The organism is Pseudomonas frederiksbergensis, from assembly GCF_001952935.1.
GTDB lineage: Bacteria > Pseudomonadota > Gammaproteobacteria > Pseudomonadales > Pseudomonadaceae > Aquipseudomonas > Aquipseudomonas frederiksbergensis.
This window is the reverse complement of sequence record NZ_CP018319.1, coordinates 322705-349154: the sequence shown is the minus strand read 5'-3', so window position 1 is coordinate 349154 and position 26450 is coordinate 322705. Positions and strand designations below refer to the sequence as shown.

The window sequence follows — 26450 nt, the reverse complement described above, 5'->3', positions numbered from 1 at the left end:
TTCGCAATGAAAACTGGTAAAGAACTGAAACCCGGTACCGTGATCCGTCTCGAAAACGATCCTTGGCTGGTTCAGAAAGCTGAATTCACCAAGTCTGGTCGTAACAGCGCGATCATGAAGACCAAGCTGAAAAACCTGCTGACCGGTTACAAGACCGAGATCGTTTACAGCGCTGACGACAAGCTGGACGACGTAATCCTCGACCGCAAAGAAGCGACCCTGTCCTTCATCAGCGGCGACACCTACACGTTCATGGACACCACCGACTACACCATGTACGAGCTGAACGCTGAAGACATCGAAGCCGTTCTGCCTTTCGTTGAAGAAGGCATGACCGATGTTTGCGAAGCGATCTTCTTCGAAGAGCGTCTGGTTTCCGTAGAACTGCCGACCACCATCGTGCGCGTAGTTGACTACACCGAAGGTTCGGCTCGCGGTGACACTTCCGGCAAGGTGATGAAGCCTGCCAAGCTGAGCAACGGCACTGAGCTGCAAGTTGCTGACTTCATCGAAATCGGTGACAGGATCGAAATCGATACCCGCGAAGGCGGTTCCTACAAAGGCCGTGCTAAGTAAGCACTGCTTCAGGAATGAAAAGCCCGACCATTGAGTCGGGCTTTTTTGTGAGCGCATTTCAGGTTCAACAATGAACCCATTTGAAATGCGCTTACTTCAGGTGTTGCTTGAGCTCTTCGGACGCTTGAAGCATCGCTGAACGCACCGCAGGCACCTGGCTCACCACATTGAGCAAGCCGTAGTCGTGGATCATGCCGTTGTAACGAACCGAGGTAACCGGCACCCCGGCTTCGTCGAGTTTGCGAGCGTAGGCTTCACCCTCATCGCGCAGGACATCGGCGCTCGCCGTCTGCACCAGCGCGGGTGGCAGACCCTTGAGTTGAGCAGTCGTCGCCCGCAGCGGCGAGGCATAGATCTCGTTACGCTGTTTGGCGTCGGTGGTGTAGTTGTCCCAGAACCACTTCATCATGTTTTTGGTGAGGAAGTGCCCCTCGGCAAACTGGTTGTAGGACGCCGTCTCGAAGCTGGCGTCAGTCACCGGCCACAGCAGCGCCTGGAACCTGATCGCCGGCGTGCCCTTGTCTTTGGCCATCAGCGCAACCACCGCTGCCATGTTGCCGCCGACGCTGTTACCGACCACGGCCAGACGTTTGCCGTCGACGTTGATCTCTTTACCGTGCTCAGCCACCCATCGGGTTGCGGCGTAAGCCTGGTTGATCGCCACCGGGTAATGCGCTTCCGGCGAAGGCGTGTAATTGACGAACACCGCCGCCGCCCCCGAACCGGTGACCAAGTCCCGAACCAGACGTTCGTGGGTCGGGAAATCCCCCAGCACCCAGCCGCCGCCGTGGAAGAACATGAACACTGGCAGCTCACCTTTGACCCCGGCCGGTCGAACGATGGTCAGGCTGAGCGGCTGGCCGTTGACTTGAATAGTCTTCTCGCTGACATCGGCTTTTGGCAGCGTCAGTTTCACCCCAGCCTGCGCGCCGACCAGCACCGCGCGGGCTTCTTCAGGGGTGAGTTGTTCCATCGGTTTGCCGGTGCCGGCGTTCAGAACATCGAGGAACGCTTGGGTGTTGTGTTCAACCCCGTCGCCCGCGAACGCGCTGTGGATGGACAAGGCGAGAAGGGTGCCGGTCAAGACTTTACTGAAAGTGCGCATGTTCGTTTCCTGGTTCGGGCCTGGGAATCAGCGGTTAGACGGTGACGTGCAAACGCACATCGATGTTGCCACGGGTGGCGTTGGAGTACGGGCAGACCTGGTGTGCAGCGTCGACAAGGCTTTGTGCATCGGCTTGTTCAAGCCCCGGCAAGCTGATGTGCAGGTCGATGTCCAGGCCGAAACCGCCAGGGATCTGGCCGATGCCGACATGGGCGGTGATCGAAGCGTCGTCCGGGATCTTGCGTTTGGTCTGGCTGGCGACGAATTTCAGCGCGCCGATGAAGCAGGCGGAGTAACCGGCTGCGAACAGTTGCTCAGGGTTGGTCGCTGCACCGCCGGCACCACCGAGTTCTTTGGGCGTGGCGAGTTTGACGTCGAGGATGTTGTCGCTGGAAACCGCACGACCGTCACGGCCGCCGGTGGAAGTTGCGATAGCGGTGTAGAGAGTTTGCATGGTGTGAGCCTCATTCGGGTTTGATGTTTTGCGCTAAATGTTTGCGCGCTAAGTAAGTGCGAGATGAATGTATCGCGCAAATATTTATCGCGCAAGATATATTTTCGAAGAGAGGTTGGTTTAAGAAGTGGGCGCTGATTGGATGTGTTGAGCTAGAGCGGTCGCGGCAGGATTTTTCAGCGAGGAATTTTTTTACGGGGAAATGAGGCAGAAGGCACACCATCCATCCCCTGTGGGAGCGGGCTTGCTCGCGAATGCGGTGTGTCAGTCAAGATCAATGTTGTCTGACACACCGCATTCGCGAGCAAGCCCGCTCCCACAGGGGGATTTTGGTGGTTTGGAGGTTAGAGACTGTTCTGCAGATTACTGCGCAGCGCTTGCAGCTCCGCTTGTAATTTCTGCAGCCGCTCCAGAGTCATCCCGCTGGCGCCGAGGATGCACCGGGGGATACTGCGGGCTTGTTCCCGCAAGGCACGACCCTGCTCGGTAAGTTCGACAATCACCACCCGTTCGTCTTCACGACTGCGGGTGCGGCTGAGTAAACCTTCGACTTCCAGGCGTTTGAGCAATGGCGTCAGTGAGCCTGGATCGGTCAGCAGGCGCGTGCTGATTTCGCCTACGGTCAAACCGTCCTGTTCCCACAACACCATCATCGCCAGGTATTGCGGATAGGTCAGGCCCAGTGCTTGCAGCAGCGGCTTGTACACCTTGGTCATCAGCAGCGAGGTGGAGTGCAGGGCGAAGCAGGCCTGATTATCCAGCAGCAGGTCGTCGCAGTTATCCGGGGTGTCGCGCTCGGTGGTCATTTCGAAGCCTTGATCAGTGATCGTCATAAATCTAGCGGGCGAATCTTTAATGCACCAGATAATTCTAGCCTAGTGCCGGTCGAGGGTGCTTTGCAGGGCCAGATCCCACGGCGGGATCGGGCTGAAACGGGTTTTCAGGTATTCCAGCAGTAAGCGACTACGGGGATTGGGTTGTTGCTCAAGACGCAAGGCATAAATGCCGGTGGTTTCCGGTGGTGGCAGGCCGTGTTCGCAGAACAGCGGAAGCAATTCACCGCGTAACAGGTATTCGCTGGTCAACCAGGTGGGCAAGTGTGCGATACCCAGCCCGGCCAATGCGCCGCAGACTAACGCCTCGGCATTGTTGGCACCCATGCGGATGCGCGCCGGGCGGTGCAAGTGCATCTGCCCGTTGCGTTCGAAGCGCCAGGCGAACGGAGGAGCCAGGCCATCCCAGTCGAGGCCATCATGCTCAATCAACTGCGCCGGATCGGTCGGCACACCACGCCGTTGCAAATACTCCGGGCTGGCGCAGGCGATGCGCACCATGCTCGCCAGCGGCGTGGCCACCAGCCGGGTATCGGCCATTTGCCCGGCGCGCAGCACCAGATCGACCTTGCCCAGATTCAAACCCTGCATGTCGACGAAACTGTCGATCAGGTGCAACTGCACGTCGAGGCCGGGGTAGAGCATCAGAAAGTCGGCAATCACCGGCGCCAGATGCCGCCGTCCGAAGGCTGCCGGTGCATCGATCCGAATCAAGCCCTCCGGTGCGCTGCTCAAGGATACCGCCTCAGCCCGAGCCAGCCGCAGTTCAGCCACGATCCGTCGGGCGCGCTCGGCAAATGCCAAACCCGCCGGGGTGGCGCGCACGGCGTGGGTGCTGCGAATGAACAACTGGCTGCCGACGGCGTTTTCCAGGCTGTCGATGCGCCGGGCCACGGCTGAAGGGGTCAGTGGATGACGGCGGGAAGCGGCGGAAAAACTGCCGGTTTCCAGCACGTCGAGGAACAGACCCAGCTGTTCGGTCAATTGATCAGGGTTCATGGTGGTGTCAGCGCTTGTGCGAAGTTGGCACAGCCATTGTGCGTTGCTGTGCGTTTCCCCGCCAGTGCCGACTGCGTAGGATGAATAGCCTGACGTGAAGGGAAAATCGCCTGTGATTGAGTTTTTGATGTACCTGGTGTTTGGCGCCGCTCTGGGAACCCTCGGTGGGTTGTTCGGCATTGGCGGTGGTTTGATTGCGATCCCGTTGCTGGGCGTGTTGTTTGGCCTCGATCAGCAGATTGCCCAGGGCACGGCGCTGGTCATGGTGGTGCCCAACGTGATGCTGGCGCTGTGGCGTTACCACCAGCGTAATCGCATTGAATTGCGCCACGCGCTGCCATTGGCCTCGATGGGGTTCTGTTTTGCCTGGATCGGTTCGATCTGGGCAGTGGGCATCGATGCACAAACCATGCGCGTCGGGTTTGTCGCGTTCCTGATTGCTCTGTCGGCCTACAACCTGATCCGAATGTTCTGCGCCAACGCGCCAGTGTCGGCGCAGATGAATTACTCATGGCCATGGCTGGGCGTGCTCGGCGCCGCCTCCGGCACCATGGGCGGGTTGTTTGGCGTGGGCGGGGCGGTGGTGGCAACGCCAGTGCTGACCAGTTTGTTCGGCACCAGTCAGGTGGTTGCCCAGGGGTTGTCGCTGGCATTGGCGCTGCCCAGTACTGGCGTCACGCTGGTGACTTACGCGGTGCATCATCAGGTGGACTGGATGATCGGCCTGCCTTTGGCGGTTGGCGGTCTGATGAGCATCAGTTGGGGCGTGAGGATTGCCCACGCACTGCCAGAGCGACTGCTGCGCGGGTTGTTCTGTGGGTTCCTGGTGTTCTGTGCGGTGATGCTCGCCCTTAAAGTTTGAAACCTTCGACGATGTGTTCGGCCAGGCACTCAGTGATCGGCGACGGGTTGTGCAGGTTGCGCACCAGCATGATGCTGGCTTCGGGCAGTATGGGCAGGCCTTCGGCTTCACCGAGAATGCGCATGTCGGGCGTGATCAGGCTTTCCAGTTGCGCAGTGACAGCCAGTCCGGCACTGACCACCGCCATGATCGCCGACAGGCTGTCGCTGTTGTACGCCACGCGATAATCGCAACCCATGGCGTCCAGCGCATTGCAGGCCCATATGCGGCAGAAGCAATCACTGTTGAACATCGCCAGTGGCAACGGTGTTTGCTCATGGGCGCTGAAACACTGTGCCTCGGCCCAGACAAAATGCTCCTTGCGCAGTAACTGGCCGATTTCGTTGCCCGGCTCGCGGGTGACGATGGTCAAGTCGAGGTCCTGGCGCAGCAGCAATTGTTTTGATGATTCGCAGTGCACTTCGATCTGAATCAGCGGATACGTCTGGGCAAATCGCCGCAGAATCCCCGGCAAAAAACGCATCACGTAATCGTCCGGCGTGCCGATGCGCACCATGCCGACCATGTGCGGCTCGCGCAACGTATTGAACACCTCGCTGTGCAGTTTGAGGATGCGCCGGGCATAGCCCAGCAACACCTGACCTTCAGCCGTCAGCCGCACCTGCCGTCCGTCGCGCTGGAACAATTGACGCTGCAACACATCCTCTTCCAGCCGCTTCATCTGCATGCTCACGGCGGACTGAGTGCGATTGACCAATTCGCCGGCGCGGGTAAAACCGCCCTGGTCGGCGATGGCGACAAAGGTGCGCAGCACTTCGGTGTCGATACTTGGGAAGGCGGACATTCATCAATCTCCGAGATGTGTTACATCAGAAACATTCGTTGGATTGATCTTAGTCCCGGCGCGACACTTGAGCCATCCAAACGGAGGGCAACAAGATGAAAGGTCAAAAAGGTTATGTCGACGTAGAAAAACACTCGGTGCACCTGATCTCTGATTTGCTGCACAAATTCAATCGCTGGTACGAACTGCACCGTGAACGTGAAATGTTGGCGGGCATGAGTGATGAAGCGTTGAAGGACATCGGGTTGAGTCGTGCGGATGTCGAGCACGAGGCCATCCGCCCATTCTGGGATGACCCGATGCACAAATGAGTCATACACAACTACACAAACCGTCTCCCGGTGAGGTAGGTTGCGAGCAGACAAGGAGATGCTCATGCGCGCAACACTGTCCTTTTCCATCAAACAGGCTCGACGTCTGGCGCTGGCCGCCCAAGGGTTCAACGGGCGCCAGCCGCCAGCGGCGATCAAACCGGTTCAGCTCAATCGTCTGATCGAGCGGCTGGGCATTCTGCAGATCGATTCGGTCAATGCATTGGTGCGTTCGCACTACCTTCCCTTGTTTTCCCGCCTCGGCAATTACTCATCCGACTTGCTCGACCAGGCTGCCTGGAGTTCGGGCCGGCGGCGCACGCTCTTCGAGTATTGGGGGCACGAAGCCTCGTTGCTGCCCTTGGCGATGTACCCGTTGATGCGCTGGCGCATGCTGCGCGCGACCCGTGGCGAAGATATCTATCAGCAACTGGTGCGTTTCGGTCAGGAGCGGCAGGACACGATTCGCCGGGTTCTGGCCTCGGTTCAGGAGCTTGGCGCGCTGGGGGCCGGCAGCCTGTCGACCCGTCAGGAACGGGCAGGGCCCTGGTGGGACTGGAGCGCGGAAAAGCATGCGCTGGAATGGTTGTTCGCCGCCGGTGAAGTGACCGTGGCCGGGCGGCGCGGGTTCGAGCGGCTTTATGATCTGCCGGAGCGGGTGATTCCTTCGGCGATTCTTGCGCAGCCGCTGCTGAGTGAAGCCGAGGCCCAGCGTGGCCTGTTGCTGCATGCCGCGACAGCGTTGGGCGTCGGAACAGAAAAAGACCTGCGCGATTACTTTCGCCTGAGTCCCGGTGATGCCCGTCCGCGCCTGGCGGAACTGGTGGAGGCGGGTGAATTGCTGGCGTGTGAAGTCCAGGGCTGGCGGCAACCGGCCTATTGTCTGCCTGAGCCGAAAGTGCCGCGCAAGGTCGAAGCCAGCGCCTTGCTTTCACCCTTCGATTCACTGATCTGGGAGCGCAGTCGCACCGAGCGCCTGTTCGATTTTCGCTATCGGTTGGAGATCTATACGCCGCAGGACAAGCGGGTCTACGGCTACTACGTATTGCCGTTTTTGCACAATGAACGGATTGCCGCGCGGGTGGATCTGCGCGCCGAACGGGCGCAGGGCAGGCTTGCGGTGCACGCGGTGCATGAGGAAGAGCCGGGGCTGGATGACGAGGGGATGCTGGCGTTGGCGGTCAATCTGCGGCGAATGGCGGATTGGTTGGGGCTTGAGCAGGTTCAGTTGAATTGTCCGCGGGCGAGTGCGGCGCGGTTGCGGGTGGCATTGGCACAGCTTTGAACACCGATCGTTCCCACGCTCTGCATGGGAATGCCTCTAGGGACGCTCCGCGTCCAGTGGCGCGGAGCGTCACGGGCTGCATTCCCACGCAGAGCGTGGGAACGATCATTTAGCGTCGGACTTGCTTCAGCGTCTCGGCAATAAGAAACGCCAACTCCAGCGACTGATCGGCATTCATCCGCGGGTCGCAATGGGTGTGATACCGATCCGACAACCCGTCTTCGGTAATCGGCCGCGCCCCACCAATGCACTCAGTGACATTCTGCCCGGTCATCTCGATGTGGATGCCGCCGGCATACGTGCCTTCGGCTTCGTGAACCTGGAAGAATTGCTTCACCTCACCAAGAATCTGCGCAAAGTCGCGGGTCTTGTAGCCGCTGCTGGCCTTGATGGTGTTGCCGTGCATCGGGTCGCAACTCCACAGCACTTGCTTGCCTTCGCGCTGTACAGCACGGATCAGTTGCGGCAGGTGATCGCCGACCTTGTTCGCACCCATCCGCGCAATCAGGTTCAGACGGCCCGGATCGTTGTCCGGGTTGAGCACGTCGATCAGGCGAATCAGGTCTTCGGGGTTCATGCTGGGGCCGACTTTGACCCCGATTGGATTGTTCACGCCCCGCAGGAACTCGACGTGTGCGCCGTCGAGCTGGCGGGTGCGGTCGCCGATCCACAGCATGTGCGCCGAGCAATCGTAGTAATCGTTGGTCAGGCTGTCGCGACGCACAAAGGCTTCTTCGTAGTTCAGCAGCAGCGCTTCGTGGGCGGTGAAGAAACTGGTTTCGCGCAGTTGCGGCGAACTGTCCATGCCGCAGGCGCGCATGAACGCCAGGGTTTCATCGATGCGATCGGCCAGGTGGCTGTATTTTTCCGCCAGCGCCGAGTTGGCGATGAAGTCCAGGTTCCACTTGTGCACCTGATGCAGGTCGGCGAAACCGCCTTGGGCGAAGGCGCGCAGCAGGTTCAGGGTTGCAGTGGACTGGTGGTAGGACTGCAGCAGGCGTTCCGGGTCCGGCACGCGGCTTTTTTCGTCGAAGCCAATGCCGTTGACGATGTCGCCACGGTAGGCCGGCAGGGTGACGCCGTCGATGGTTTCATCGTTGGCCGAACGTGGCTTGGCGAACTGCCCGGCCATGCGCCCGACCTTGACCACCGGGCAACCGGCGGCGAAGGTCATGACGATCGCCATTTGCAGCAGGACTTTAAAAGTGTCGCGGATTTTCGCGGCGGAGAACTCGGCGAAGCTTTCGGCGCAGTCGCCGCCCTGCAGCAGAAACGCGCGGCCCTGGGTCACTTCGGCAAACTGACGGCGCAACTCCCGGGCTTCACCGGCAAACACCAGCGGCGGATAACTGGCCAGCGTTTGCTCGACGTGCAGCAAATGCGCTGCGTCGGGGTAATGGGGTTGTTGCTGGATCGGCAGGGCGCGCCAGCTGTCAGGGCTCCAGGGTTGGCTCATCACGGTCTCTAGTGTTTTACGCTCGGACGGTCATGTTATCAGCAATTAGTGCGTGACCTGTTCCCGTCGCTTCGCGGACAATCGCGCTTTTGCCGCGCCACTCCGCGGTTTTAGTACGTTGCCGGGTACGGCGACGATCAGGAGACGAAATGACTGAGGAGCGCGTCGAGCATCTGCTCGCCGAGGTACAGGATGAGTTCGGCGTGATTCGCGTGCTGGAAGTGGCCGATTACCGTTTTCTCGAGTTCGGTGATGCCATCGAACAGAGCTGCGTGTTCACGGCTGATCCGAGCTGGCTCGAATACGATTACACCCGGGCGATGCTGATTGGCGCGTTGTGCCACGAGCAGCCGGAAACCGCGCTGTTCCTCGGCCTCGGTGCCGGCACACTGACCCAGGCCTGCCTCAAGTTCCTGCCGCTGGAAGACGTCGAAGCCATCGAGTTGCGCCCTGACGTGCCGCGCCTGGCCATTGAATACCTTGGGCTGGATGACGATCCGCGACTGTATATCCGGGTGGGCGATGCGCTGGAGCTGCTCGATACCGCTGAGCCGGCGGATCTGATTTTTGTCGACCTCTACACCGATGTCGGGCCAGGTGTCGGGCATCTGGCGTGGAATTTCCTGGAAAACTGTCAAAAACGCCTGAACCCGGGTGGTTGGCTGGTGATCAACCAGTGGGCCACCGATGATGGCAAGCCGTTGGGCGCCGCATTGTTTCGCGGGCTCTATCACCGGCATTACTGGGAATTGCCGGTGAAGGAGGGCAATGTGATTCTGCTCGTGCCTTCGGAGCTGGATCAGGAACTGGACATGGACGGCTTGATCGCCCGCGCCGAAGGGCTGGCGCCGCGGTTGGGGTATTCGTTGCAGTCGTTGATCAAGGCAATCCGCCCGGCGACGTGAAGGCAGGCGAGGTACTGTGGCGAGGGGGCTTGCCCCCGTTGGGCTGCGAAGCGGCCCCAAAATCAGGCTGATGCGGTTGAGCTGTTACCCCCGGTTGAATGGTTTTAGGGCTGCTGCGCAGCCCAACGGGGGCTTGCCCCCTCGCCACAGGTGGGCAGTCATCGGCCTTTGAACACGCCGGGTCGCTTCTCGATCATCGACCGCACGCCTTCCTTGGCATCTTCACTGGCCAGCAACTTCTTCACCATCGGCGGCAATGCCTGGGCCGCCGCGGTTTCCCCTTCATAACGCGCCTGCCTTGCAGACATCAACGTCGCCCGAACCCCAAGCGGCGCTTGCCGGGCAATCCGCTCAGCCAACTCAATCGCTCGGGGCAGCAGGTCCTCGCTGGCCATGACTTCCTGTACCAACCCCAGGTGCAACGCCTCATGGGCATCGAAGTCATCGCCGGTCAGCAGCCAGCGCATGGCATTGCCCCAGCCAGCGACCTGATGCAGGCGCAGCGTGGCGCCGCCGAACGGGAAGAGCCCGCGTTGCACTTCTTTCTGGGCGAAACGGGTATTGCTGGCGCACAGGTTGATATCGGCGGCCAGCATCAATTCGATACCGATGGTCAGGCAGTAGCCTTGCGCGGCGACGATCACCGGTTTGCTCACCCGGGGGCCGGCGAACACTCCCCACGGATCGCAGCCGCCGGGCGGTGCCTGCCAGCCGTCAGCCAGGGCCGCGCTGGCGCTGACCAGGTCGAGCCCTGCGGTGAAATGCTCACCGTGGCCGAATACCACCGCCACCCGCGCTTCGCTGTCGGCCTCGAACTCGCCATAGGCCAGGCTCAGTTCGTTGAGCAGGTCGAGATCGAAGGCGTTGCGTTTGGCCACTCGGTCCAGGCCGATCATCAGGACGTGACCGTGCCGTTCACGGCTCACACGGCTGGAACAGGGCTGATTCATGGTGTATTTCCTCGGGCGGGGAAGGGTGGGCAGGCGGCAGGTCTGCGTGACAAGGGTGAACCGTTTTAGCGCGATCGTCAGCAGGGCTGGGCCTTTGAAAAATAGACTGTTGTCCGATTGTCCGCAAAGCGTGTGACAGAACGCTAAACACCGCAGTTTTCCGACAAATAAAGCTCCCTTTTTGAGCGAATTCCGGTATAGTGCGCGCCGGCCTTTAACCGGGCCGCGTTTAGGTAGCGCAATTCCCCGAAGTCAGCTTCGGCTGCACGTCCGCACAGCGGACTCTCCCTTGACGAATCTTTTTCATTCATTCGTTTTCGCAAATCCCCGCCGACAAAGCAGCCAGGGCGACTCTTGAGTCTTACACGGCATGCGCAGCTTTGGAGCATGGGTCTTTGCGGATGCACTTAGAGGCAGACCCATGACCCAGGAAACCGGCGGCTTCGCCGCTTTTAATCTTAATCCGAATATTCTTGCAGCCGTCATCGCGACTGGCTACGAAGAACCTTCGGCTATTCAGCAGCAATCGATCCCGATCATCATGGCCGGTCACGACATGATTGGTCAGGCGCAAACCGGTACGGGTAAAACCGCTGCGTTCGCCCTGCCGATCCTGCATCGCATCGATCCTGCTAAGCGCGAGCCGCAAGCCCTGATCCTGGCGCCAACCCGTGAGTTGGCGCTGCAAGTAGCAACCGCTTTCGAAACCTACGCCAAGCAAATGCCGGGCGTTACCGTTGTGGCCGTTTACGGCGGCGCCCCTATGGGCCCACAACTGAAAGCAATCCGTAATGGCGCACAGATCGTTGTCGCCACTCCGGGCCGTCTGTGCGACCACCTGCGTCGCGACGAAAAAGTTCTGTCGACCGTGAACCACCTGGTTCTCGATGAAGCGGACGAAATGCTCAAGCTGGGTTTCATGGACGACCTCGAAGTTATCTTCAAGTCGTTGCCGCCAACCCGTCAGACCGTATTGTTCTCGGCTACCTTGCCGCAGTCGATCCGTGCCATTGCCGAGCGCCATCTGCGCGATCCGCAACACGTGAAGATCCAGACCAAGACTCAGACCGTTACCGCGATCGAACAGGCTCACCTGTTGGTTCACGCTGACCAGAAGACCTCGGCTGTATTGAGCCTGCTGGAAGTCGAAGACTTCGATGCCCTGATCATGTTCGTGCGCACCAAGCAAGCGACCCTGGACCTGGCCAGTGCCCTGGAAGCCAAAGGCTACAAAGCCGCTGCGCTGAACGGTGACATTGCTCAGAACCAACGTGAGCGCGTGATCGAATCCCTCAAGGATGGCCGTCTGGACATCGTTGTGGCGACCGACGTTGCTGCTCGTGGTCTGGACGTTCCGCGCATCACTCACGTGTTCAACGTTGACATGCCGTACGATCCAGAGTCCTACGTTCACCGTATCGGCCGTACCGGCCGTGCCGGTCGCGAAGGTCGTGCACTGCTGCTGGTGACTCCGCGTGAGCGCCGCATGCTGCAAGTGATCGAGCGTGTAACCGGTCAGAAAGTTGCCGAAGTCCGCCTGCCGGACGCCCAGGCTGTTCTCGATGCCCGTATCAAGAAACTGACCAACAGCCTGTCGCCGCTGGTGGCTGATGCCGAGTCGACTCACGGTGATCTGCTGGATCGCCTGACCGCCGACATCGGTTGCACCCCGCGTGCACTGGCCGCTGCTCTGCTGCGCAAGGCAACCAACGCTCAGGCGTTGACCCTGGCTGCCATCGAGAAAGAACGTCCACTGGTGCCGAACAACGCACCGCGTGGCGATCGTCCAGAGCGTACCGGTGATCGTCCGGACCGTGGTGATCGTGAGCGTCGTGCTCCGGTTCCATTGGCCGAAGGTCGTGCTCGTTGCCGTACCGCGCTGGGTGCGCGTGATGGTATCGCTGCCAAGAACCTGCTGGGCGCTATCCTCAATGAGGGTGGTCTGGCTCGCGAAGCAATCGGTCGCATCCAGGTGCGTGACAGCTTCAGCCTCGTTGAGCTGCCGGAAGATGGTCTGGAGCGTCTGCTGACCAAGCTGAAGGACACTCGCGTTGCCGGTAAGCAGTTGAAGCTGCGTCGCTATCGCGAAGATTGATCCGCTCTCGGGCTGATTGATCGAACATAAAAAATCCCCGACTGGTTCGGGGATTTTTTTGTCTGCGTTTTAGGGGGGGGCAGGTTTCTGGCTCAGGGTTTGGCGTTGGCGTAGAGATAGTCCGTAGCCAAAGACGCCAACGTCCGCACGCCCACCACCAGCGCCGCCTCATCCACAAAGAACCCCGGATTATGGTTCGGCGCAGCCTTGCTCATGTCCTGATCTTTGGGCGTAACTCCCAAGAATACAAACAGTCCTGGCGCCTCTTTAGCGTAGAAGGAAAAATCTTCCGCCCCGCCCACCAACGGCCCTTGCACCACGTCGTTCTTGGCCGCCCAGCGCAAGGTCGGCAGCATCTTCTCGGTCAGCGCCGGGTTGTTGATCGTCGGGTCATACTTTTCGATGATCGTTACTTCAGCTTTGGCACCGCCGCTTTCGGCGATTTTCTCGACAGTCTGGCGTACATCTGCGTGCAGCTTCTGACGGATGGCGTAGTCGTAGGAGCGGATCGTGCCGCTCATGTCCACGGACTCGGGAATGATGTTGTAACGGGTGCCGCCGTTGATCGTGCCAATGCTGACCACTGACGGATAAGACGAGATGTCTGTCCGGCGGCTGATCACTGTTTGCAGGCCGACGATGGTTTGCGCGCCGACGGTGATCGGGTCGATGCCGTCCCATGGGCGCCCGGCGTGGGTCTGCTTGCCGAGAATTTTAATGCGCAGGTCATCGGAGCTGGCCAGGGTCGGACCTGGGCGATAGGCGATCCGGCCGGCGGGGACGCCGGCCCAGACGTGCAGGCCGAAGACCGCATCCGGTTTCGGCGATTTCATCACGCCTTCCTCAATCATCATTTTTGCCCCCCAGGTGTTTTTGCCATCGGGGATAAAATCGCTTGGGCCTTCTTCTGCCGGTTGGAAATAGAACACGACGGTACCGGGCAAGGTGTCGCGCATGCCGGTAAGAATTTTCGCCGTGCTGAGCAGGATTGCGGTATGAGCGTCGTGGCCGCAGGCGTGCATCACGTCGACTTCTTTACCGAGGTAGGTGCCTTTGGCTTTCGAGGCGAAAGGCAGGTCCGAGACTTCCTTGACCGGTAGCGCATCCATGTCGGCGCGCAATGCTACGGTCGGTCCGGGCAGAGCGCCTTTGAGGATGGCGACGACGCCAGTGCGGGCTACGCCGGTTTTCACTTCCAGGCCCATGGCGCGGAGTTGTTTGGCGACCATTTCCGACGTGCGTTTTTCGGTGTTGCCCAGTTCCGGATGGGCGTGGATATCGCGGCGGGTTTCCAGCAGTTCGGGTTCCAGGGCTTTGGCCTGTTCGGCGATGTGCGTGCGGGCGCCTTCCAGTGTGTCGGCGCTGGCGTGGCCGGCCAGTGCGCCGAACAAGGTCAGCAAACACGTTTGTGCAATGCGGGTCAGCTGCATCGGTACTCTCCATGACTATTGTTTTTTGGCTTCAGTGCCTATGACTTGAGCGATGCAGTTAAGTGCTATTCCTGCGCTTCGCCACCACCCGCCGTGATCACCTGCACGCTCATGCGTGGTGTCGCCAGGTCGAATCCGGCTTCGTCCAGGTGCCGCTTGAGCGACAGGTTGAACGCTCGGGACACTTCCCATTGCTTGATCGGCGCGGTCTTGAACCGGGCGCGAAGAATTGCGTTGCCTGACTCGAAACTCTCGACGCCCTGGATCTCCAGAGGCGACCAGATGTTGCGCCGTTGCAGTGGATCGGTGCGCATCTTCTGGCCGACGTCGCGCATCAGTTTGATCGCGTTATCGATGTCCATGTTGGAAGGTATCGCCACCCGGAAAATCGCGTAGCCGAATTCCCGGGAATAGTTCTTGATGCTTTTGATTTCGCTGAACGGAATGGTATGGACGATGCCGTCAATGTCCCGCAGGCGCACGGTACGAATGGTCAGCCCTTCGACAGTGCCCAGGTGGCCGCCAACGTCGACGTAGTCGTCGATGGCCAGCGAGTCTTCGATGATGATGAACAGCCCGGTGATCAGGTCTGCCACCAGCGACTGTGCGCCGAACCCGATGGCCAGGCCGATCACGCCGGCACCGGCCAGCAAGGGGGTGACGTTCATGCCCATGTTGGCCAGGGCAACAATCAGCGCAATGATGAAAATCGCCACGAACAACACATTGCGAATCAACGGCATCATTGTCTGTGCGCGGGCATTCGCCAGGCCTTTGCGCGAGCGGGTGAGGGCGTGGTGCACGGCGGTGTCGCTGAGAATCCAGATCAGCCAGGCAAAAATCAGCGTGCCGCCGAGGCTGAACAGTTTGACGCTGACTTCATGGCCTTCGCCTTCGGTGAAGCGGATCAGCGACATGCCCCAGACCCGCAGGCCGAGTTCGATGAACGCCAGCCACACCACCAGGTGGGCGAGTGTGTAGAAAAAGCTTTTCAGGCGATCCGAATACAGGGCATGACGCTTCACGCTGCGCTGTGGTTTGAGTGAATGGCGGCGCACCAGGCCATTGATGACCATGCACAACACCAGCAACACAGTGCAAATCAGCGACTGACGCAATGCAGTGCTGGTATCGCCGGCCGAGAAGAACGTGGCGAACAGCGAAATCCCCACCAGCACCAGCGCCGGCATGTACCAGAAGGTCCCGAGAATCTCGATCGTGTCGCTGAGGGCGCGCCGGGTCAGGCGCCGGGACAGCGGTTGGTTGCGGATCAAGTGGGCGATGGGGCGACGGAACCGTAGGATGAACAGGCCCGTGGACAACGCCGCCAGTACGTTGGCGACTGTTGCGGCGGTGTGCGCCAGATGACTGCCAAGGCTTTCGACCAGGCGCGGATCGCTCAGGGCTTCACCGAAGGCGGCGAAACTGCCGATCAGCCACAGGGGCCGAAAGGCTTGATGCCGCAGGATGTGCAGGGCGCGATGGCGGTGTGGGCCGTCGAGCAGCGAAAAGGCGATCACACAGATTGCCGAAAAACAGGTGCCGACCACCAGCGCATAAGCCAGCACCATCGCCAGGCTTTTGCCCAATGACGAAGGCAGTGCGTAGCTCATGTAGACCGTGATGACCAACGCAATCAGCCACGGTCCGAGTTTGCGCAGGGCAAAGCGCAACATGTCCAGGGCCTTGGGGTGCTGCGGCAGTTCTTCGGTGAGGCCGAAGCGCATCCGCACCCGGTGGCTGACCCAGATCAGCGCCGCCGCCAGCAAACTCCAGAGCATCAGGATCATGGCGAAGGCAAAGATGATCGGCAGCCATTCATTGGCCGGCAGCACCAGCGCTGTCAGTTCATCCTCAGCCAGTTTGAATTCTTCGGACCAGCGCGTGAGAGGGCTGTCTGCGCCTGAAAACTGTTTTTCGAAACTGGCCAGGGTGCCACCGATCAGTCCCAGGACGCCTGCTTCGGCGACCGGCTGGGCCTTTTTGGTGGCGTCGCGCAGCTTCTTCAGATCCGCCAGCAATTGGGCGCGTTGCTGGTCGTTCTCCAGCGACTTGATGACTTCGTCCAGGGATTGTCCCAAAGGCTCTTGCGCCTCTGGCTGTTTTGCCGAGCTGTTGAGCAGGCCAGGCAAGCCGACCGCTTGGGCAGGCGCCATCGGCAGCAGCGTCATGAGACAGACAAGGAACAAACACGGCAGGGCAAAAAGACGAGCGAACACTAGGCGGTCAACCTTGGAATGAGCAGATCGACCGAGTGTACGAGCCCGTCAAAATCAATGCGAGCCAGGGCTGGGGATTTATTCGTTGAGTTTGGCGAGGATCTTGAAAACCACGGTGGCGAGGATCGTCAACATGCCGATCCACATCGCGAACACGCCGAGGTTTTTATCGCGGAAATTGAAGCCGATTGCCAACATGATCATCCCGGAGAGAATTGGAATCAGCATGGCGTGAAACGAAGATAACGAGATCATGGGCGACTGCCTTGTCAAAGGGGTAGTTAAAGTCTAGGCGGCTTTTGGGCGACCGGTGGTGAGGTGTATCCGAGAGCGGCGAGACCACTGTGGCGAGGGAGCTTGCTCCCGCTCGGTTGCGCAGCAGCCGCAAACACCTATACATGCGGTGTTCCTGAAACACCGCATCAGTGGAATTCGGGGCTGCTTCGCAGCCCAGCGGGAGCAAGCTCCCTCGCCACAGGGTTTGTTACGGCAGTTCGCGGCAAGCGTAAAACGCGCTCAGCACTTTGACCAGGTGTGCCAGGTCATGGCTGCCGCACAATTCGCGGATCGAGTGCATGGCGAAGGTTGGCAGGCCGATGTCCACAGTGCGCACGCCCAGGTGGCTGGCGGTGATCGGGCCGATGGTCGAGCCGCAACCCATGTCGCTGCGTACCACGAAGCTCTGTACCGGCACTTCTTCGGCCATGCACAGGTGACGGAAGAACCCGGCGGTTTCGCTGTTGGTGGCGTAGCGCTGGTTGCTGTTGACCTTGATCACCGGGCCGGCGTTGAGTTTTGGGCCGTGGTTGGCATCGTGCTTGTCGGCGTAGTTGGGGTGCACGCCGTGGGCGTTGTCAGCCGAGACCAGCAGGGATTTCTGAATGGTGCGCACGAACTCATCGCCTTCAGGCAGCAGGCGACGCAGTGTCTGCTCCAGCATCGGGCCGTCGGCACCGCAGGCCGAGCAGGAGCCGACTTCTTCGTGATCGTTGCAGACCAGGACGCAGGTTTCGTCGGTTTCGGTGGTCAGCAAGGCTTGCAGGCCGGCATAGCACGACAGCAGGTTGTCCAGGCGCGCCCCGGCGATGAAGTCACCATGCAGGCCGATGACCGCGGCGCTTTGGGTGTCGTAGAAACTCAGCTCATAGTCGAGCACCACGTCGGCGTTCAGGCCATGTTCGCGGGCGAGTTGATCGGTGAGCACGGCACGGAAGTCCACGCGCTCGTCACCGGCAAATTGCGCGAGGATCGGCGGCAGTTCGGTCTGGGCGTTGATCGCCCAGCCCATGTTGGCTTCACGGTTCAGATGAATGGCCAGGTTCGGGATGATGGCGATCGGTGCCTTGAAGTCGACCAGTTGGCTCTCGACCTTGCCATCACGGCGGAAGGTCACGCGGCCGGCCAGGGACAGATCGCGGTCGAACCATGGCGCCAGCAATGCGCCGCCATAGACTTCGACGCCCAGTTGCCAGAAGCCCTGGCGTTGCAGTTCCGGCTGGGGTTTGACCCGCAGGCACGGGCTGTCGGTGTGCGCACCAACCAGGCGAATGCCGCCGTGCAGGGGCGAATGACGGCCCATCTTGAACGCGACGATCGAGGAGTCGTTACGGGTGACGTAGTAACGGCCATTGGCTTCGGTGGCCCATGGCTCGCGCTCGTCAAGGCGTTGAAAGCCTGCCGCTTCCAGGCGCTGAACAAGGCTGGCGGTGGCATGGAATGGGGTAGGGGAGGCCTTGAGGAAATCGATCAGGCCTTGGTTCAACTCTTCGCGCATAAGTAGCTCCAGACAGCAATGGCGCAAGTTTAACGTATTGGCTCACGGCATTGCAGAGACAATGCCGTTCGACGTACGCCGGCTGCTGGCTGTCGAAGAGTATTAGCCGGTGATCAGCTTGCCCTTGAGGAACACTTCGCGACGTTGCTTGCGGCCTACATGCTCATGTTTGCTCGCGAGGTACACCTCGTCGAATTTTTCCTTCGAGATACCCGGGATCTGTCGAATGTACTCGTTCACCAGGCGGTCGTAAGCGGCTTCGGTGATGAGCTTGTAGATGTCCCGGCGATAGAAGAAGCCCAGTTGAAAACCCAGGGTTTCGCTTTGATGGTTTGTCTGGCCGGCAAAACAGTTTTCAAAGTCGATGGCTTTGAGCTGAGTCTGTGGTGTTTGCGGGATCATGATGTTGCCAGCCCAGAAATCCATGTGCGTGATGTTTTTACGCGCCAATGAGCTCAACAAATCGAAGGCGTCGAGAATGAATGTTTCGACGTTGCCCGGGTTGCGTTTAAGCCATTGCACGCCGTCGATATGGTCGTCGAGCAGGCGCGTGATAATGAAATATTCCTGGGTCAGCCCCAGTCGGTCCTTGGTGTAACCGAACCCTTGCAGCGGCGGCATCTGCACGCCACGGCGCTGCGCTTCGAGCGTATTGATCAATTCTTCCAGCGGCCAGTCGAATCGGCCATTGCGCTGTGGTTTGCCAAAGGTCACGCGCATTTTTGCCTTCAGGGTATCCAGCGGCTGGACCTTGGCAAACAGCGGCGTATCGCCGGAAGCCAGCGGCGCACTGGCACGGGTGAGCTTGTGCGCGCGTCGTTTGTGTATGAGCTGTTCAAGCGCCTGTTGTGCTTCGGCTGAAGGCTGCTCGCTAAAGTGCAGGGTGGTGTTGAACAGGCAGAAGGTGAATGGGTAGTCGTCTTGGAATGTCTTGTTGCTGAGCACGAGGGGCTTCCTGCCTGCTTTCAAAGTGATGGCAGTTTACGTTTCATTACAAATTCATGACAATAATTTCACATTATTTTCACTTCTATTTGTAACAAAAAACGCCCTTCAATTGAAGGGCGTTTTTAGATTCTGCGGTTGCTCAAAAAGGAGCAGGACATTCGAAGCGTAAGCGCTCGCCGCTTTGCGGGTGAGTGAAGCTCAGCATGCTTGCGTGCAAGCAGAGTCGTGGCCAGGCGGCCAGTGCTTGCTCGTGGGCATACAGCCCGTCACCCAGCAGTGGGTGGCCGATGGAAAGCATGTGCACGCGCAACTGATGGGAGCGGCCGGTGATCGGCGTCAATTCGACCCGACACCAATCGCCACAACGTTCCAACACCCGCCAGAAGGTCAGGGCATGTTTGCCGAATTCATGGTCGACGACGTGGCGTGGCTTGGTCGGCGGGTCGTAGCGCAAGGGCAGATCGATGCTGCCACTGTCCAGCTCCGGTTGTCCCCAGCACAGTGCGGTGTAGGCCTTTTCGGTTTCACGGTCGTGAAATTGCCGAGACAGCTCGCGATGCGTGTCCGGATCACGGGCCAACAGAATAATGCCGGAGGTTTCCCAGTCCAGACGATGGACGATTCGCGCTTCCGGGTAGCCGTTTTCTTGCAGGCGGGTAATCAGGCAATCCTTGTTGTCATCCGCCCGGCCAGGGACAGAGAGCAATAGGGTTGGCTTGTTCACCACCAGTACGGCGGCGTCCTGATGGATGATATGGATGTTGGACAACGGCATTAAAACAGCCTCGTAACAAACGCCAACGGCGGCTCAGGCCTCACACCCGTAGGAGCGACCTGTGGCGAGGGGGCTTGTCGGAACGCCGCATCGCCCCGTTGGGCTGCGAAGCAGCCCCAAAACTTTCGGTGTACCGAAGGTCCTGTGAGTGCTGCGCACTCAAACGGGGCGATGCGGCGTTCCGACAAGCCCCCTCACCACAGTTCGCCCCCACACAGGATCTGGAAGGCCTGAACCGCCGTGGCTCCCGCCGGATCGACTAGCGATCTGGCAGGGTGATATTGAGTTCCAGAATCGAGCAACTGCCCTGGTTTTCCAGAGCGACGTGCACGTCATCGGACCCGATATTGACGTACTTGCGGATGACCTCGACCAATTCCTTCTGCAAGGCTGGCAGGTAGTCCGGTGTACTGCGTTGGCCGCGTTCGTGCGCCACGATAATCTGCAGACGCTCTTTCGCTACCGACGCGGTGCTGACTTTTTTGCTGGCACGAAAGAAGTCAAAAAGATTCATTATCTACCTCCAAACAGGCGCTCGAAGAATCCCTTCTTCGTTACATCGAGAAAACGATGCTCCACGTTTTTGCCCAGCAGGCGATCGACCGCATCGCTGTATGCCTGACCGGCATCGCTCTGGTCGTCGAGAATGACCGGCACGCCCGAGTTGGAAGCCTTGAGTACGGCCTGGGATTCTGGAATGACACCCAGCAGGGCGACCGCCAGAATCTCTTTGACGTCTTCGACGCCGAGCATTTCGCCGTCACTGACTCGTTGCGGGTTGTAGCGGGTCAGCAGCAGGTGTTCCTTGATTGCCTCTTCGCCCTTTTCCGCGCGGCGCGATTTGCTGGCCAGCAGGCCGAGCATGCGGTCTGAGTCACGAACCGAGGACACTTCCGGGTTGGTCACGATAATCGCTTCGTCTGCGAAGTACATGGCCAGGTGGGCACCTTTTTCGATACCGGCCGGCGAGTCGCAGACCACGTATTCGAAGTCTTCCTTGAGCGCCATCAACACTTTTTCCACGCCTTCCACGGTCAGCGCGTCTTTATCGCGAGTCTGACTGGCGGCCAGTACGTAGAGGTTTTCCAGGCGTTTGTCTTTGATCAGGGCTTGTTGCAGGTTGGCTTCGCCGTTTACCACGTTGACGAAGTCATACACCACACGGCGCTCGCAACCCATGATCAGGTCGAGATTCCGCAAACCGACGTCGAAGTCGACGATAACTGTTTTGTGACCGCGCAATGCGAGGCCGGTACCGATAGCAGCACTGGTGGTGGTCTTACCCACACCACCCTTGCCGGATGTAACCACGAGAATCTTGGCCAAGGTGTTTCACCCCTAAGGAAAAAGGACATTTAGCCCCTGAAAAACATCTCTAGAAAAACTACTGCAGTCGGACAGCCTTGGCTGGAATTCGGCCCAGAGCGGCGCTTACCTCGGGTAAACACTGCTTATGGCCTTTTTCCTACTTCGTTTGAGCCGTTTTCGCTACGTTTTAGAGATGTTTGGAAAATGCGGCAGTATCCGTTAAAGCCGAATGATGTTCAACACATCGCCCGACAGGCTGACCTGTACGCCCGCGCCCCACAAAGGGTCGCGACGCAGATCCTCCGAAACCTTGTAGTGCCCTGCGATGGAGACCAGTTCAGCGCTCATTTGCTGACAGAAAATCCTGGCTTTCGTGTCGCCTTTGACACCGGCCAACACTCGACCACGCATCGGGCCGTATACATGGATGTTGCCATCGGCGAGAAGTTCCGCCCCCGGGCTGACCGAGGAGATCACCACCAGATCGCAGCCCTGGGCATAAATCTGCTGCCCACCGCGTACGGGCGAGGTGATGATTTTCGTTGGCTTGATTGTCGGCTCCGGCGGTTTTTCCGGTTTTTTCTTCACTTGGCCTTCGAGCGGGTCCAACGGACGCTCACGGGCGCCGGACGGTGGCAGCACCGGCAGGTCGACCGCAATGGCCGCGGCAATGTCTTCGATACGGCTGGCACGAATCGCCAGGGTGCGCAGGCCATGCTGGCGGCAGACGCGCATCAGGCTCGGCAGATCGACCGCGCCTTCGCCGGCCGGGAGTTTGTCCAGGGCCAGCACCAGTGGCGCGTTACTAAAGAAGTTAGGCGCCTGGGCGACCTTGGCGGCCAGTTGACGATCGAGGTTCTCGAGGTCGTTACGAGCCAGTTCCAGCACAGTAATGGCGAGCATGCTGCCCTTCAGCTGGAACACGGGATCTTGGTCTAGCGGTTCGGTTTGGCTCATGGTCGGCATACAACGACTTGTCACTAAAAGTGCCGAGACTTATAACGAGAACGCCCGCGAGCCGCAAGCCGGGTCGAACGATGTAGAATGCGCGGCCATTGTCTTTCCGGAACCTTTAATGGATCGCCCGCGTTTTCGAACAGCATTTCTATCTCCACGTTTCTGGCCGCTGTGGTGTGGCTTGGGGCTGTTGTGGCTGATTGTCCAGCTACCGTATCCGGCGTTGCTGTCGATCGGTCGCGCCCTGGGTGCATTGATGTATCGAGTAGCGGGCGACAGACGGCGCATAGCCAAGCGCAATCTCGAACTGTGTTTCCCTGAAAAAACCGCTGCCGAGCGCAAGCGCCTGCTCAAGGAAAACTTCGCCTCAACGGGCATCGCGTTTTTCGAGATGGCCATGAGCTGGTGGTGGTCGCGCGAGCGTTTGGCGAAGCTGGCCCATGTCGAAGGGTTGGAGCATTTGAAAAAAGCCCAGCGCGACGGCAAAGGCGTGATCCTGATGGCCGTTCACTTCACCACGCTGGAAATCGGCGCGGCCTTGCTCGGCCAGCAGCACACCATTGATGGCATGTACCGCGAACACAAGAATCCATTGTTCGACTATGTCCAGCGCCTGGGACGCGAGCGGCACAACGTCGATTCGCTGGCGGTGGAGCGTGACGACGTGCGCGGCATGCTCAAATTGCTGCGCGCAGGCCGGGCAATCTGGTACGCACCGGACCAGGACTACGGCGCCAAGCAAAGTATCTTCGTGCCGCTGTTCGGGATTCAGGCTGCCACCGTCACCGCCACCAGCAAGTTCGCGCGGTTGGGCAAGGCGCTGGTGGTGCCGTTCACTCAGGAACGTCTGGCGGACGGCAGCGGTTATCGACTGGTGATTCATGCACCGCTCGAGGGCTTTCCCGGCGAAACCGAAGAGGCCGATTGCCTGCGGATCAACCAATGGATCGAAGGCGTCTTGCGCGAATGTCCGGAGCAATACCTTTGGGCGCATCGCCGCTTCAAGAGTCGTCCACCGGGCGAACCGAAGCTGTACGCAAAACGCGGTTGAACACCGTCCTTATAAGCACCATGGAGTGTTGCGATGAGTCCTGCTGAACCGGTAACAGGGTTGATTCTTTCCGGCGGCGGGGCTCGGGCGGCTTATCAGGTCGGTGTGCTGGCGGCGATTGCCGAGTTGTTGCCGGTGGGGGCGAGCAATCCTTTTCCGGTGATCGTCGGCACTTCGGCCGGCGCAATCAACGCAGTCAGCCTCGCCAGTGGGGCGATGGATTTTCGTGGTGCGATTCAACGTCTGACAGCCTTCTGGCAGGGCTTTCGCAGTCATCTGGTGCTGCGCAGCGACTGGCCGGGCGTGATCCACCAGGCCAGCCGTTTTGTCAGCCACAGTTTGCTCGGGATTGGCGCTCAGGTGCCGGTGGCTTTGCTCAACAGTTCGCCGCTGCGTGGGCTGCTCGACGACAAACTGCAGATGAGCGGGATTGCCGAGGCCATTGCACAGAAGCAGTTGCAGGCGGTTGCGGTGACCGCGTTCGGCTACGAGTCCGGTCAGGCCGTGACCTTTTATCAGGGCGGCGGCACCATCGATGCCTGGTTGCGCCATCGGCGGATCGGCGTTCCCACGCAATTGACGGTCGATCACTTGCTGGCCAGTTCAGCCATTCCGCTGTTATTTGCGCCTGTGAAAATCGGTGAAGAGTATTTCGGCGACGGCGCGGTACGCCAGTCGGCACCGATCAGCCCGGCGCTGCACCTGGGCGCCAGCCGAGTGCTGGTGGTGGGCGTCAGCGGCAACCCCCGCGGCGTCGACCCGGAACAACCGCTGCAACGCGCCTACACCGGCCAGCAACCGAGCCTGGCACAAATCGGTGGGCACATGCTCAACAGCACGTTCATTGACAGCCTGGAAAGTGACATCGAGTTGCTGCAGCGGCTCAATCAGTTCAGTCATCTGCTGCCCGATGGCACACCGACGCGTGCGCTGGGTGTGGCGCCGATAGATGTGCTGGTGATTTCGCCGAGTCAGCCGATCGATGAGATTGCGGCGCGGCATCGGCAGGAGTTGCCGGCGGCGCTACGTCTGTTTCTGCGCGGGCCGGGGGCGACCAAGACGAGCGGGGCGGGGGTGCTGAGTTATCTGCTGTTCGAGGCGGGGTATTGCAGCGAATTGATTGATTTGGGGCGGCGGGATGCGTTGGCCAAGCGCGGGGAGTTGTGTCGGTTTCTCGGGTTGGCGGAGCCTGTGGTTTCGGCTTGAGATTTTTTGTGTTGCGGCCATTCGCGAGCAGGCTCGCTCCCACAGTTGAAATGCATTCCAATGTGGGAGCGAGCCTGCTCGCAATGGCGTCCTTACAGACGCTGCCGAATCAGAAGTGCACCTTGACCAGGAAACTGGTCACGCTCTGATCAGTCTTGAAACCCTGGCTGTCTTCGATGCCGTACTTGTTTTTCCAGTAGTCATACTCGACACCCACGTACAACTGCTTCTCGCCCAGGTTCAGCGCCTTGCCCAGGTCGTATTTGACCTGTGGATTGAAGTGCAGGTTGGCGTGGTATTCGCCTTTTTTGTTGACGTCGTTGTCGACCACCCAGTCCATGAAACCATCGACCAGGATGTTCGAATCGCCCACCGGGATGGTGTAGGACCAGACCGGTGTGACCTGCCAGATATTGTCCCCCGGGCGGTCGCCTTCGGTATGACGGTTGTAGAAGTTCAGCTGGAAGTAATCAAAGCCGGGGATGGCCAGGTCAAAAGCAGGACCGATCAGGTAGGACTCGGTATCGTCTTCACCGAACTCGTACGTCATGGCCAGCAACACGTCCTTGATCGGGCCGAACTCGAGTTTCTGATCGAAGATCTTGCCGAACGACAGGCGCGGGCTGATTTCACCGTAGTAGGTGTTCTCACCGGCGAAGGAGTCTTCCTTGCCGTTGTAGAAGATCTTGTCGACGAACACGAAGTTGTCGCCGTATTTCCAGCCATCGGCGTGTTCGAAGGTCACGGTCTGCTGAATGCGCGGGTTGACCTGGAAGTCTTTGCCATACAGGTAGGTCAAGCTGTTGTTCTGCCATTGCAGCAAGTCGCCGGCCATGGCCTGCCCCCCGGCCAGCAAAGATCCCGCCAGCATCAGGCTAGTGCACGTACGTTTCATTCGGTTGCTCCCAAAAAGTAGGTGTTCCACGTTATTTTTCTAAGGTTGGCGCTCTGGTGTGGCGCCTTTTTCTGTCGCTGTAAAAAATCATCCAATCGGTCAGCTTCAGTGCTGTTAGCAAGAGCTGAGCCAAGGCTTTTGAAAAGCCAAAAAACTCCCGCTCGGCGGCTCAAGAGCAGTCGATTGAGAGTGTTTTTGGGTGCCTTGATACCGTCCAGGGCCGGGATAAGTTGGCTTTCTGGTCAGGAATTAAATCCGGGCTTTTTTTTAGACCGGATTCGGGCGGCCGCGGAGAATACTGACTCCTTGGCCAGGTCTCAAGTGCCCCGCAACAGCGCACCGACGACAGGTTTGGAGCACCGTTGCGGATCATCTAGAAATGCACCTTCACCAGCAGGCTGGTGGTGTTTTCATTGGTGTCGAAGCGGGTGCTGTTTTCGATGCCGTATTTGTCTTTCCAATAGCTGTATTCGACGCCGACGTACACCTGTTTCTCTCGCCAGCCCAAGGCTTTCCCCAGGTCATATTTGATCTGCGGGTTCACGTGCAGGTTGGCGTGGTAGGTGCCCCGCGAGTTCTGGTCGTTATCGACGACCCAGTCGATGTAGCCGTCGATCAACAGGTTCGAATTGCCCAATGGCAAGGTGTAGGACCAGGCCGGCGTGATTTGCCAGACATCGTCGCCGGGACGTGAGCCTTCGGTCTGGCGATAGTAGAAATTCAAGGTGAAAAAATTGAAGCCCGGTACCGCGAGGTCGAAACCGGGGCCGATCAGATAGGCCTCGGTGTCGTCTTCGCCATTCTCGTAGGTCATGGCCAGCAACACGTCCTTGATCGGGCCGAACTCGAAACGGCGGTCGAGGATTTTGCCGAAAGACAGGCGTGGACTGAACTCGCCGTAGTAGGCGTGAACGCCTTTGTTGCGGTCTTTCTCGCCGTTGTAGTAAGTGCTGTCGACGAACAGGAAGTTGTCGCCGTACTTCCAGCGGTCGGCGTGCTCAAAGGTTATCGTCTGCTGGATCGACGGGTTGACCGCGAAATCCTTGCCATACAGATAGCTCAGGCTGTTGGTCTGCCACAGCAGCAGATCGCCGGCCATGGCCTGACTGGCGGCCAATAGACCACCGCCTAACAGCATGTTTGTCTGTGTCCGAATCATCTGTTGCTCCCTCTTGTTTTTATTGTTGGAGGTGCAGGTTTTCCCCCTGTGGG

General features: G+C 59.4%; 26 protein-coding genes. 8 read left to right on the top strand and 18 right to left on the bottom strand.

Features of this window, described 5'->3' with window-relative positions; translation table 11 throughout:
• Positions 1-6 precede the first annotated feature (6 nt).
• Positions 7-576, top strand: coding sequence for an elongation factor P (locus tag PFAS1_RS01765; protein WP_032626910.1), 570 nt, complete (start codon positions 7-9; stop codon positions 574-576).
• Between the two features lie 91 nt (positions 577-667).
• Here PFAS1_RS01765 and PFAS1_RS01760 read toward each other — a convergent pair whose 3' ends face one another.
• From PFAS1_RS01760 to PFAS1_RS01745, 4 genes are all read right to left on the bottom strand, one after another.
• Positions 668-1681 carry an alpha/beta hydrolase gene (locus PFAS1_RS01760; RefSeq protein ID WP_076027980.1) on the bottom strand — a complete coding sequence of 338 codons (1014 nt, stop codon included), beginning with the start codon at positions 1679-1681 and terminating at the stop codon, positions 668-670.
• A gap of 34 nt (positions 1682-1715) precedes the next feature.
• Positions 1716-2135 (bottom strand): organic hydroperoxide resistance protein, encoded by a 420-nt coding sequence (locus PFAS1_RS01755; RefSeq protein ID WP_076027979.1) that lies wholly within the window; start codon positions 2133-2135, stop codon positions 1716-1718.
• Positions 2136-2479: 344 nt separating this feature from the next.
• Complete coding sequence (locus PFAS1_RS01750; protein ID WP_076031484.1) at positions 2480-2941, bottom strand: MarR family winged helix-turn-helix transcriptional regulator; 462 nt, start codon at positions 2939-2941, stop codon at positions 2480-2482.
• Between the two features lie 69 nt (positions 2942-3010).
• Positions 3011-3967, bottom strand: coding sequence for a LysR family transcriptional regulator (locus PFAS1_RS01745; protein WP_076027978.1), 957 nt, complete (start codon positions 3965-3967; stop codon positions 3011-3013).
• Between the two features lie 112 nt (positions 3968-4079).
• Here PFAS1_RS01745 and PFAS1_RS01740 point away from each other — a divergent pair, with 112 nt between their 5' ends.
• A complete protein-coding gene (locus tag PFAS1_RS01740; protein WP_076027977.1) occupies positions 4080-4829 on the top strand; it encodes a sulfite exporter TauE/SafE family protein in 750 nt (249 codons plus the stop codon).
• Here PFAS1_RS01740 and PFAS1_RS01735 read toward each other — a convergent pair.
• Positions 4819-5673 carry a LysR family transcriptional regulator gene (locus PFAS1_RS01735; RefSeq protein ID WP_076027976.1) on the bottom strand — a complete coding sequence of 285 codons (855 nt, stop codon included), beginning with the start codon at positions 5671-5673 and terminating at the stop codon, positions 4819-4821. The two genes, PFAS1_RS01740 and PFAS1_RS01735, sit on opposite strands and share 11 nt — an antisense overlap.
• Positions 5674-5768: 95 nt before the next feature.
• On the opposite strand from PFAS1_RS01735, the gene PFAS1_RS01730 reads away from it, so the two are divergent.
• Positions 5769-5984, top strand: a complete 216-nt coding sequence (locus tag PFAS1_RS01730) for a DUF1127 domain-containing protein (RefSeq protein ID WP_074878333.1) — start codon at positions 5769-5771, stop codon at positions 5982-5984.
• Positions 5985-6048: 64 nt separating this feature from the next.
• The gene (locus tag PFAS1_RS01725; RefSeq protein WP_076027975.1) at positions 6049-7269 is read left to right on the top strand and encodes a winged helix-turn-helix domain-containing protein; all 1221 of its coding nucleotides are present in this window, start codon (positions 6049-6051) and stop codon (positions 7267-7269) included.
• 109 nt (positions 7270-7378) lie between these two features.
• On the opposite strand, the gene PFAS1_RS01720 is transcribed toward PFAS1_RS01725, so the two are convergent.
• Positions 7379-8725, bottom strand: a complete 1347-nt coding sequence (locus PFAS1_RS01720) for a class II 3-deoxy-7-phosphoheptulonate synthase (RefSeq protein WP_076027974.1) — start codon at positions 8723-8725, stop codon at positions 7379-7381.
• A gap of 149 nt (positions 8726-8874) precedes the next feature.
• On the opposite strand from PFAS1_RS01720, the gene PFAS1_RS01715 reads away from it, so the two are divergent.
• A complete protein-coding gene (locus PFAS1_RS01715) occupies positions 8875-9630 on the top strand; it encodes a spermidine synthase (protein ID WP_076027973.1) in 756 nt (251 codons plus the stop codon).
• Positions 9631-9788: 158 nt separating this feature from the next.
• On the opposite strand, the gene PFAS1_RS01710 is transcribed toward PFAS1_RS01715, so the two are convergent.
• Positions 9789-10580 (bottom strand): crotonase/enoyl-CoA hydratase family protein, encoded by a 792-nt coding sequence (locus PFAS1_RS01710; protein ID WP_076027972.1) that lies wholly within the window; start codon positions 10578-10580, stop codon positions 9789-9791.
• Positions 10581-11001: 421 nt separating this feature from the next.
• Between PFAS1_RS01710 and PFAS1_RS01700 the strand changes: the two genes are divergently transcribed.
• The gene (locus PFAS1_RS01700; RefSeq protein WP_076027971.1) at positions 11002-12675 is read left to right on the top strand and encodes a DEAD/DEAH box helicase; all 1674 of its coding nucleotides are present in this window, start codon (positions 11002-11004) and stop codon (positions 12673-12675) included.
• Positions 12676-12767: 92 nt separating this feature from the next.
• Here the strand turns inward: PFAS1_RS01700 and PFAS1_RS01695 are convergent, their stop codons facing one another.
• The 9 genes from PFAS1_RS01695 to minC form a co-directional block, all read right to left on the bottom strand.
• On the bottom strand, positions 12768-14105 hold the full coding sequence (locus tag PFAS1_RS01695) for an amidohydrolase (protein WP_076027970.1): 1338 nt from the start codon (positions 14103-14105) through the stop codon (positions 12768-12770).
• Positions 14106-14170: 65 nt separating this feature from the next.
• Complete coding sequence (locus PFAS1_RS01690; RefSeq protein WP_076027969.1) at positions 14171-16324, bottom strand: mechanosensitive ion channel family protein; 2154 nt, start codon at positions 16322-16324, stop codon at positions 14171-14173.
• 78 nt (positions 16325-16402) lie between these two features.
• Positions 16403-16579 carry a hypothetical protein gene (locus PFAS1_RS29700; protein WP_198044943.1) on the bottom strand — a complete coding sequence of 59 codons (177 nt, stop codon included), beginning with the start codon at positions 16577-16579 and terminating at the stop codon, positions 16403-16405.
• A gap of 229 nt (positions 16580-16808) precedes the next feature.
• A complete protein-coding gene (locus tag PFAS1_RS01685) occupies positions 16809-18098 on the bottom strand; it encodes a M18 family aminopeptidase (RefSeq protein WP_074878319.1) in 1290 nt (429 codons plus the stop codon).
• Positions 18099-18200: 102 nt separating this feature from the next.
• Positions 18201-19043, bottom strand: coding sequence for a lipopolysaccharide kinase InaA family protein (locus PFAS1_RS01680; protein WP_076027968.1), 843 nt, complete (start codon positions 19041-19043; stop codon positions 18201-18203).
• Positions 19044-19185: 142 nt separating this feature from the next.
• On the bottom strand, positions 19186-19821 hold the full coding sequence (locus PFAS1_RS01675) for an RluA family pseudouridine synthase (protein ID WP_046037585.1): 636 nt from the start codon (positions 19819-19821) through the stop codon (positions 19186-19188).
• 259 nt (positions 19822-20080) lie between these two features.
• Positions 20081-20335: a cell division topological specificity factor MinE gene (gene minE, locus PFAS1_RS01670; RefSeq protein WP_007898843.1), complete on the bottom strand. Its 255-nt coding sequence runs from the start codon at positions 20333-20335 to the stop codon at positions 20081-20083.
• Positions 20335-21147 carry a septum site-determining protein MinD gene (gene minD, locus PFAS1_RS01665; RefSeq protein WP_008146172.1) on the bottom strand — a complete coding sequence of 271 codons (813 nt, stop codon included), beginning with the start codon at positions 21145-21147 and terminating at the stop codon, positions 20335-20337. Before minD ends, minE begins: the two co-directional genes overlap by 1 nt.
• 201 nt (positions 21148-21348) lie before the next feature.
• Complete coding sequence (minC, locus tag PFAS1_RS01660) at positions 21349-22086, bottom strand: septum site-determining protein MinC (RefSeq protein ID WP_076031483.1); 738 nt, start codon at positions 22084-22086, stop codon at positions 21349-21351.
• A 118-nt stretch (positions 22087-22204) separates the two neighbouring features.
• On the opposite strand from minC, the gene PFAS1_RS01655 reads away from it, so the two are divergent.
• Both PFAS1_RS01655 and PFAS1_RS01650 read left to right on the top strand, forming a co-directional pair.
• Positions 22205-23137: a lipid A biosynthesis lauroyl acyltransferase gene (locus tag PFAS1_RS01655; protein WP_076027967.1), complete on the top strand. Its 933-nt coding sequence runs from the start codon at positions 22205-22207 to the stop codon at positions 23135-23137.
• A gap of 33 nt (positions 23138-23170) precedes the next feature.
• Positions 23171-24343 carry a patatin-like phospholipase family protein gene (locus tag PFAS1_RS01650; RefSeq protein WP_074878314.1) on the top strand — a complete coding sequence of 391 codons (1173 nt, stop codon included), beginning with the start codon at positions 23171-23173 and terminating at the stop codon, positions 24341-24343.
• A gap of 109 nt (positions 24344-24452) precedes the next feature.
• Here PFAS1_RS01650 and PFAS1_RS01645 read toward each other — a convergent pair whose 3' ends face one another.
• A complete protein-coding gene (locus PFAS1_RS01645) occupies positions 24453-25238 on the bottom strand; it encodes an outer membrane protein OmpK (RefSeq protein ID WP_074878312.1) in 786 nt (261 codons plus the stop codon).
• Positions 25239-25611: 373 nt separating this feature from the next.
• Positions 25612-26397, bottom strand: coding sequence for an outer membrane protein OmpK (locus PFAS1_RS01640; RefSeq protein ID WP_076027966.1), 786 nt, complete (start codon positions 26395-26397; stop codon positions 25612-25614).
• Positions 26398-26450 lie beyond the last annotated feature (53 nt).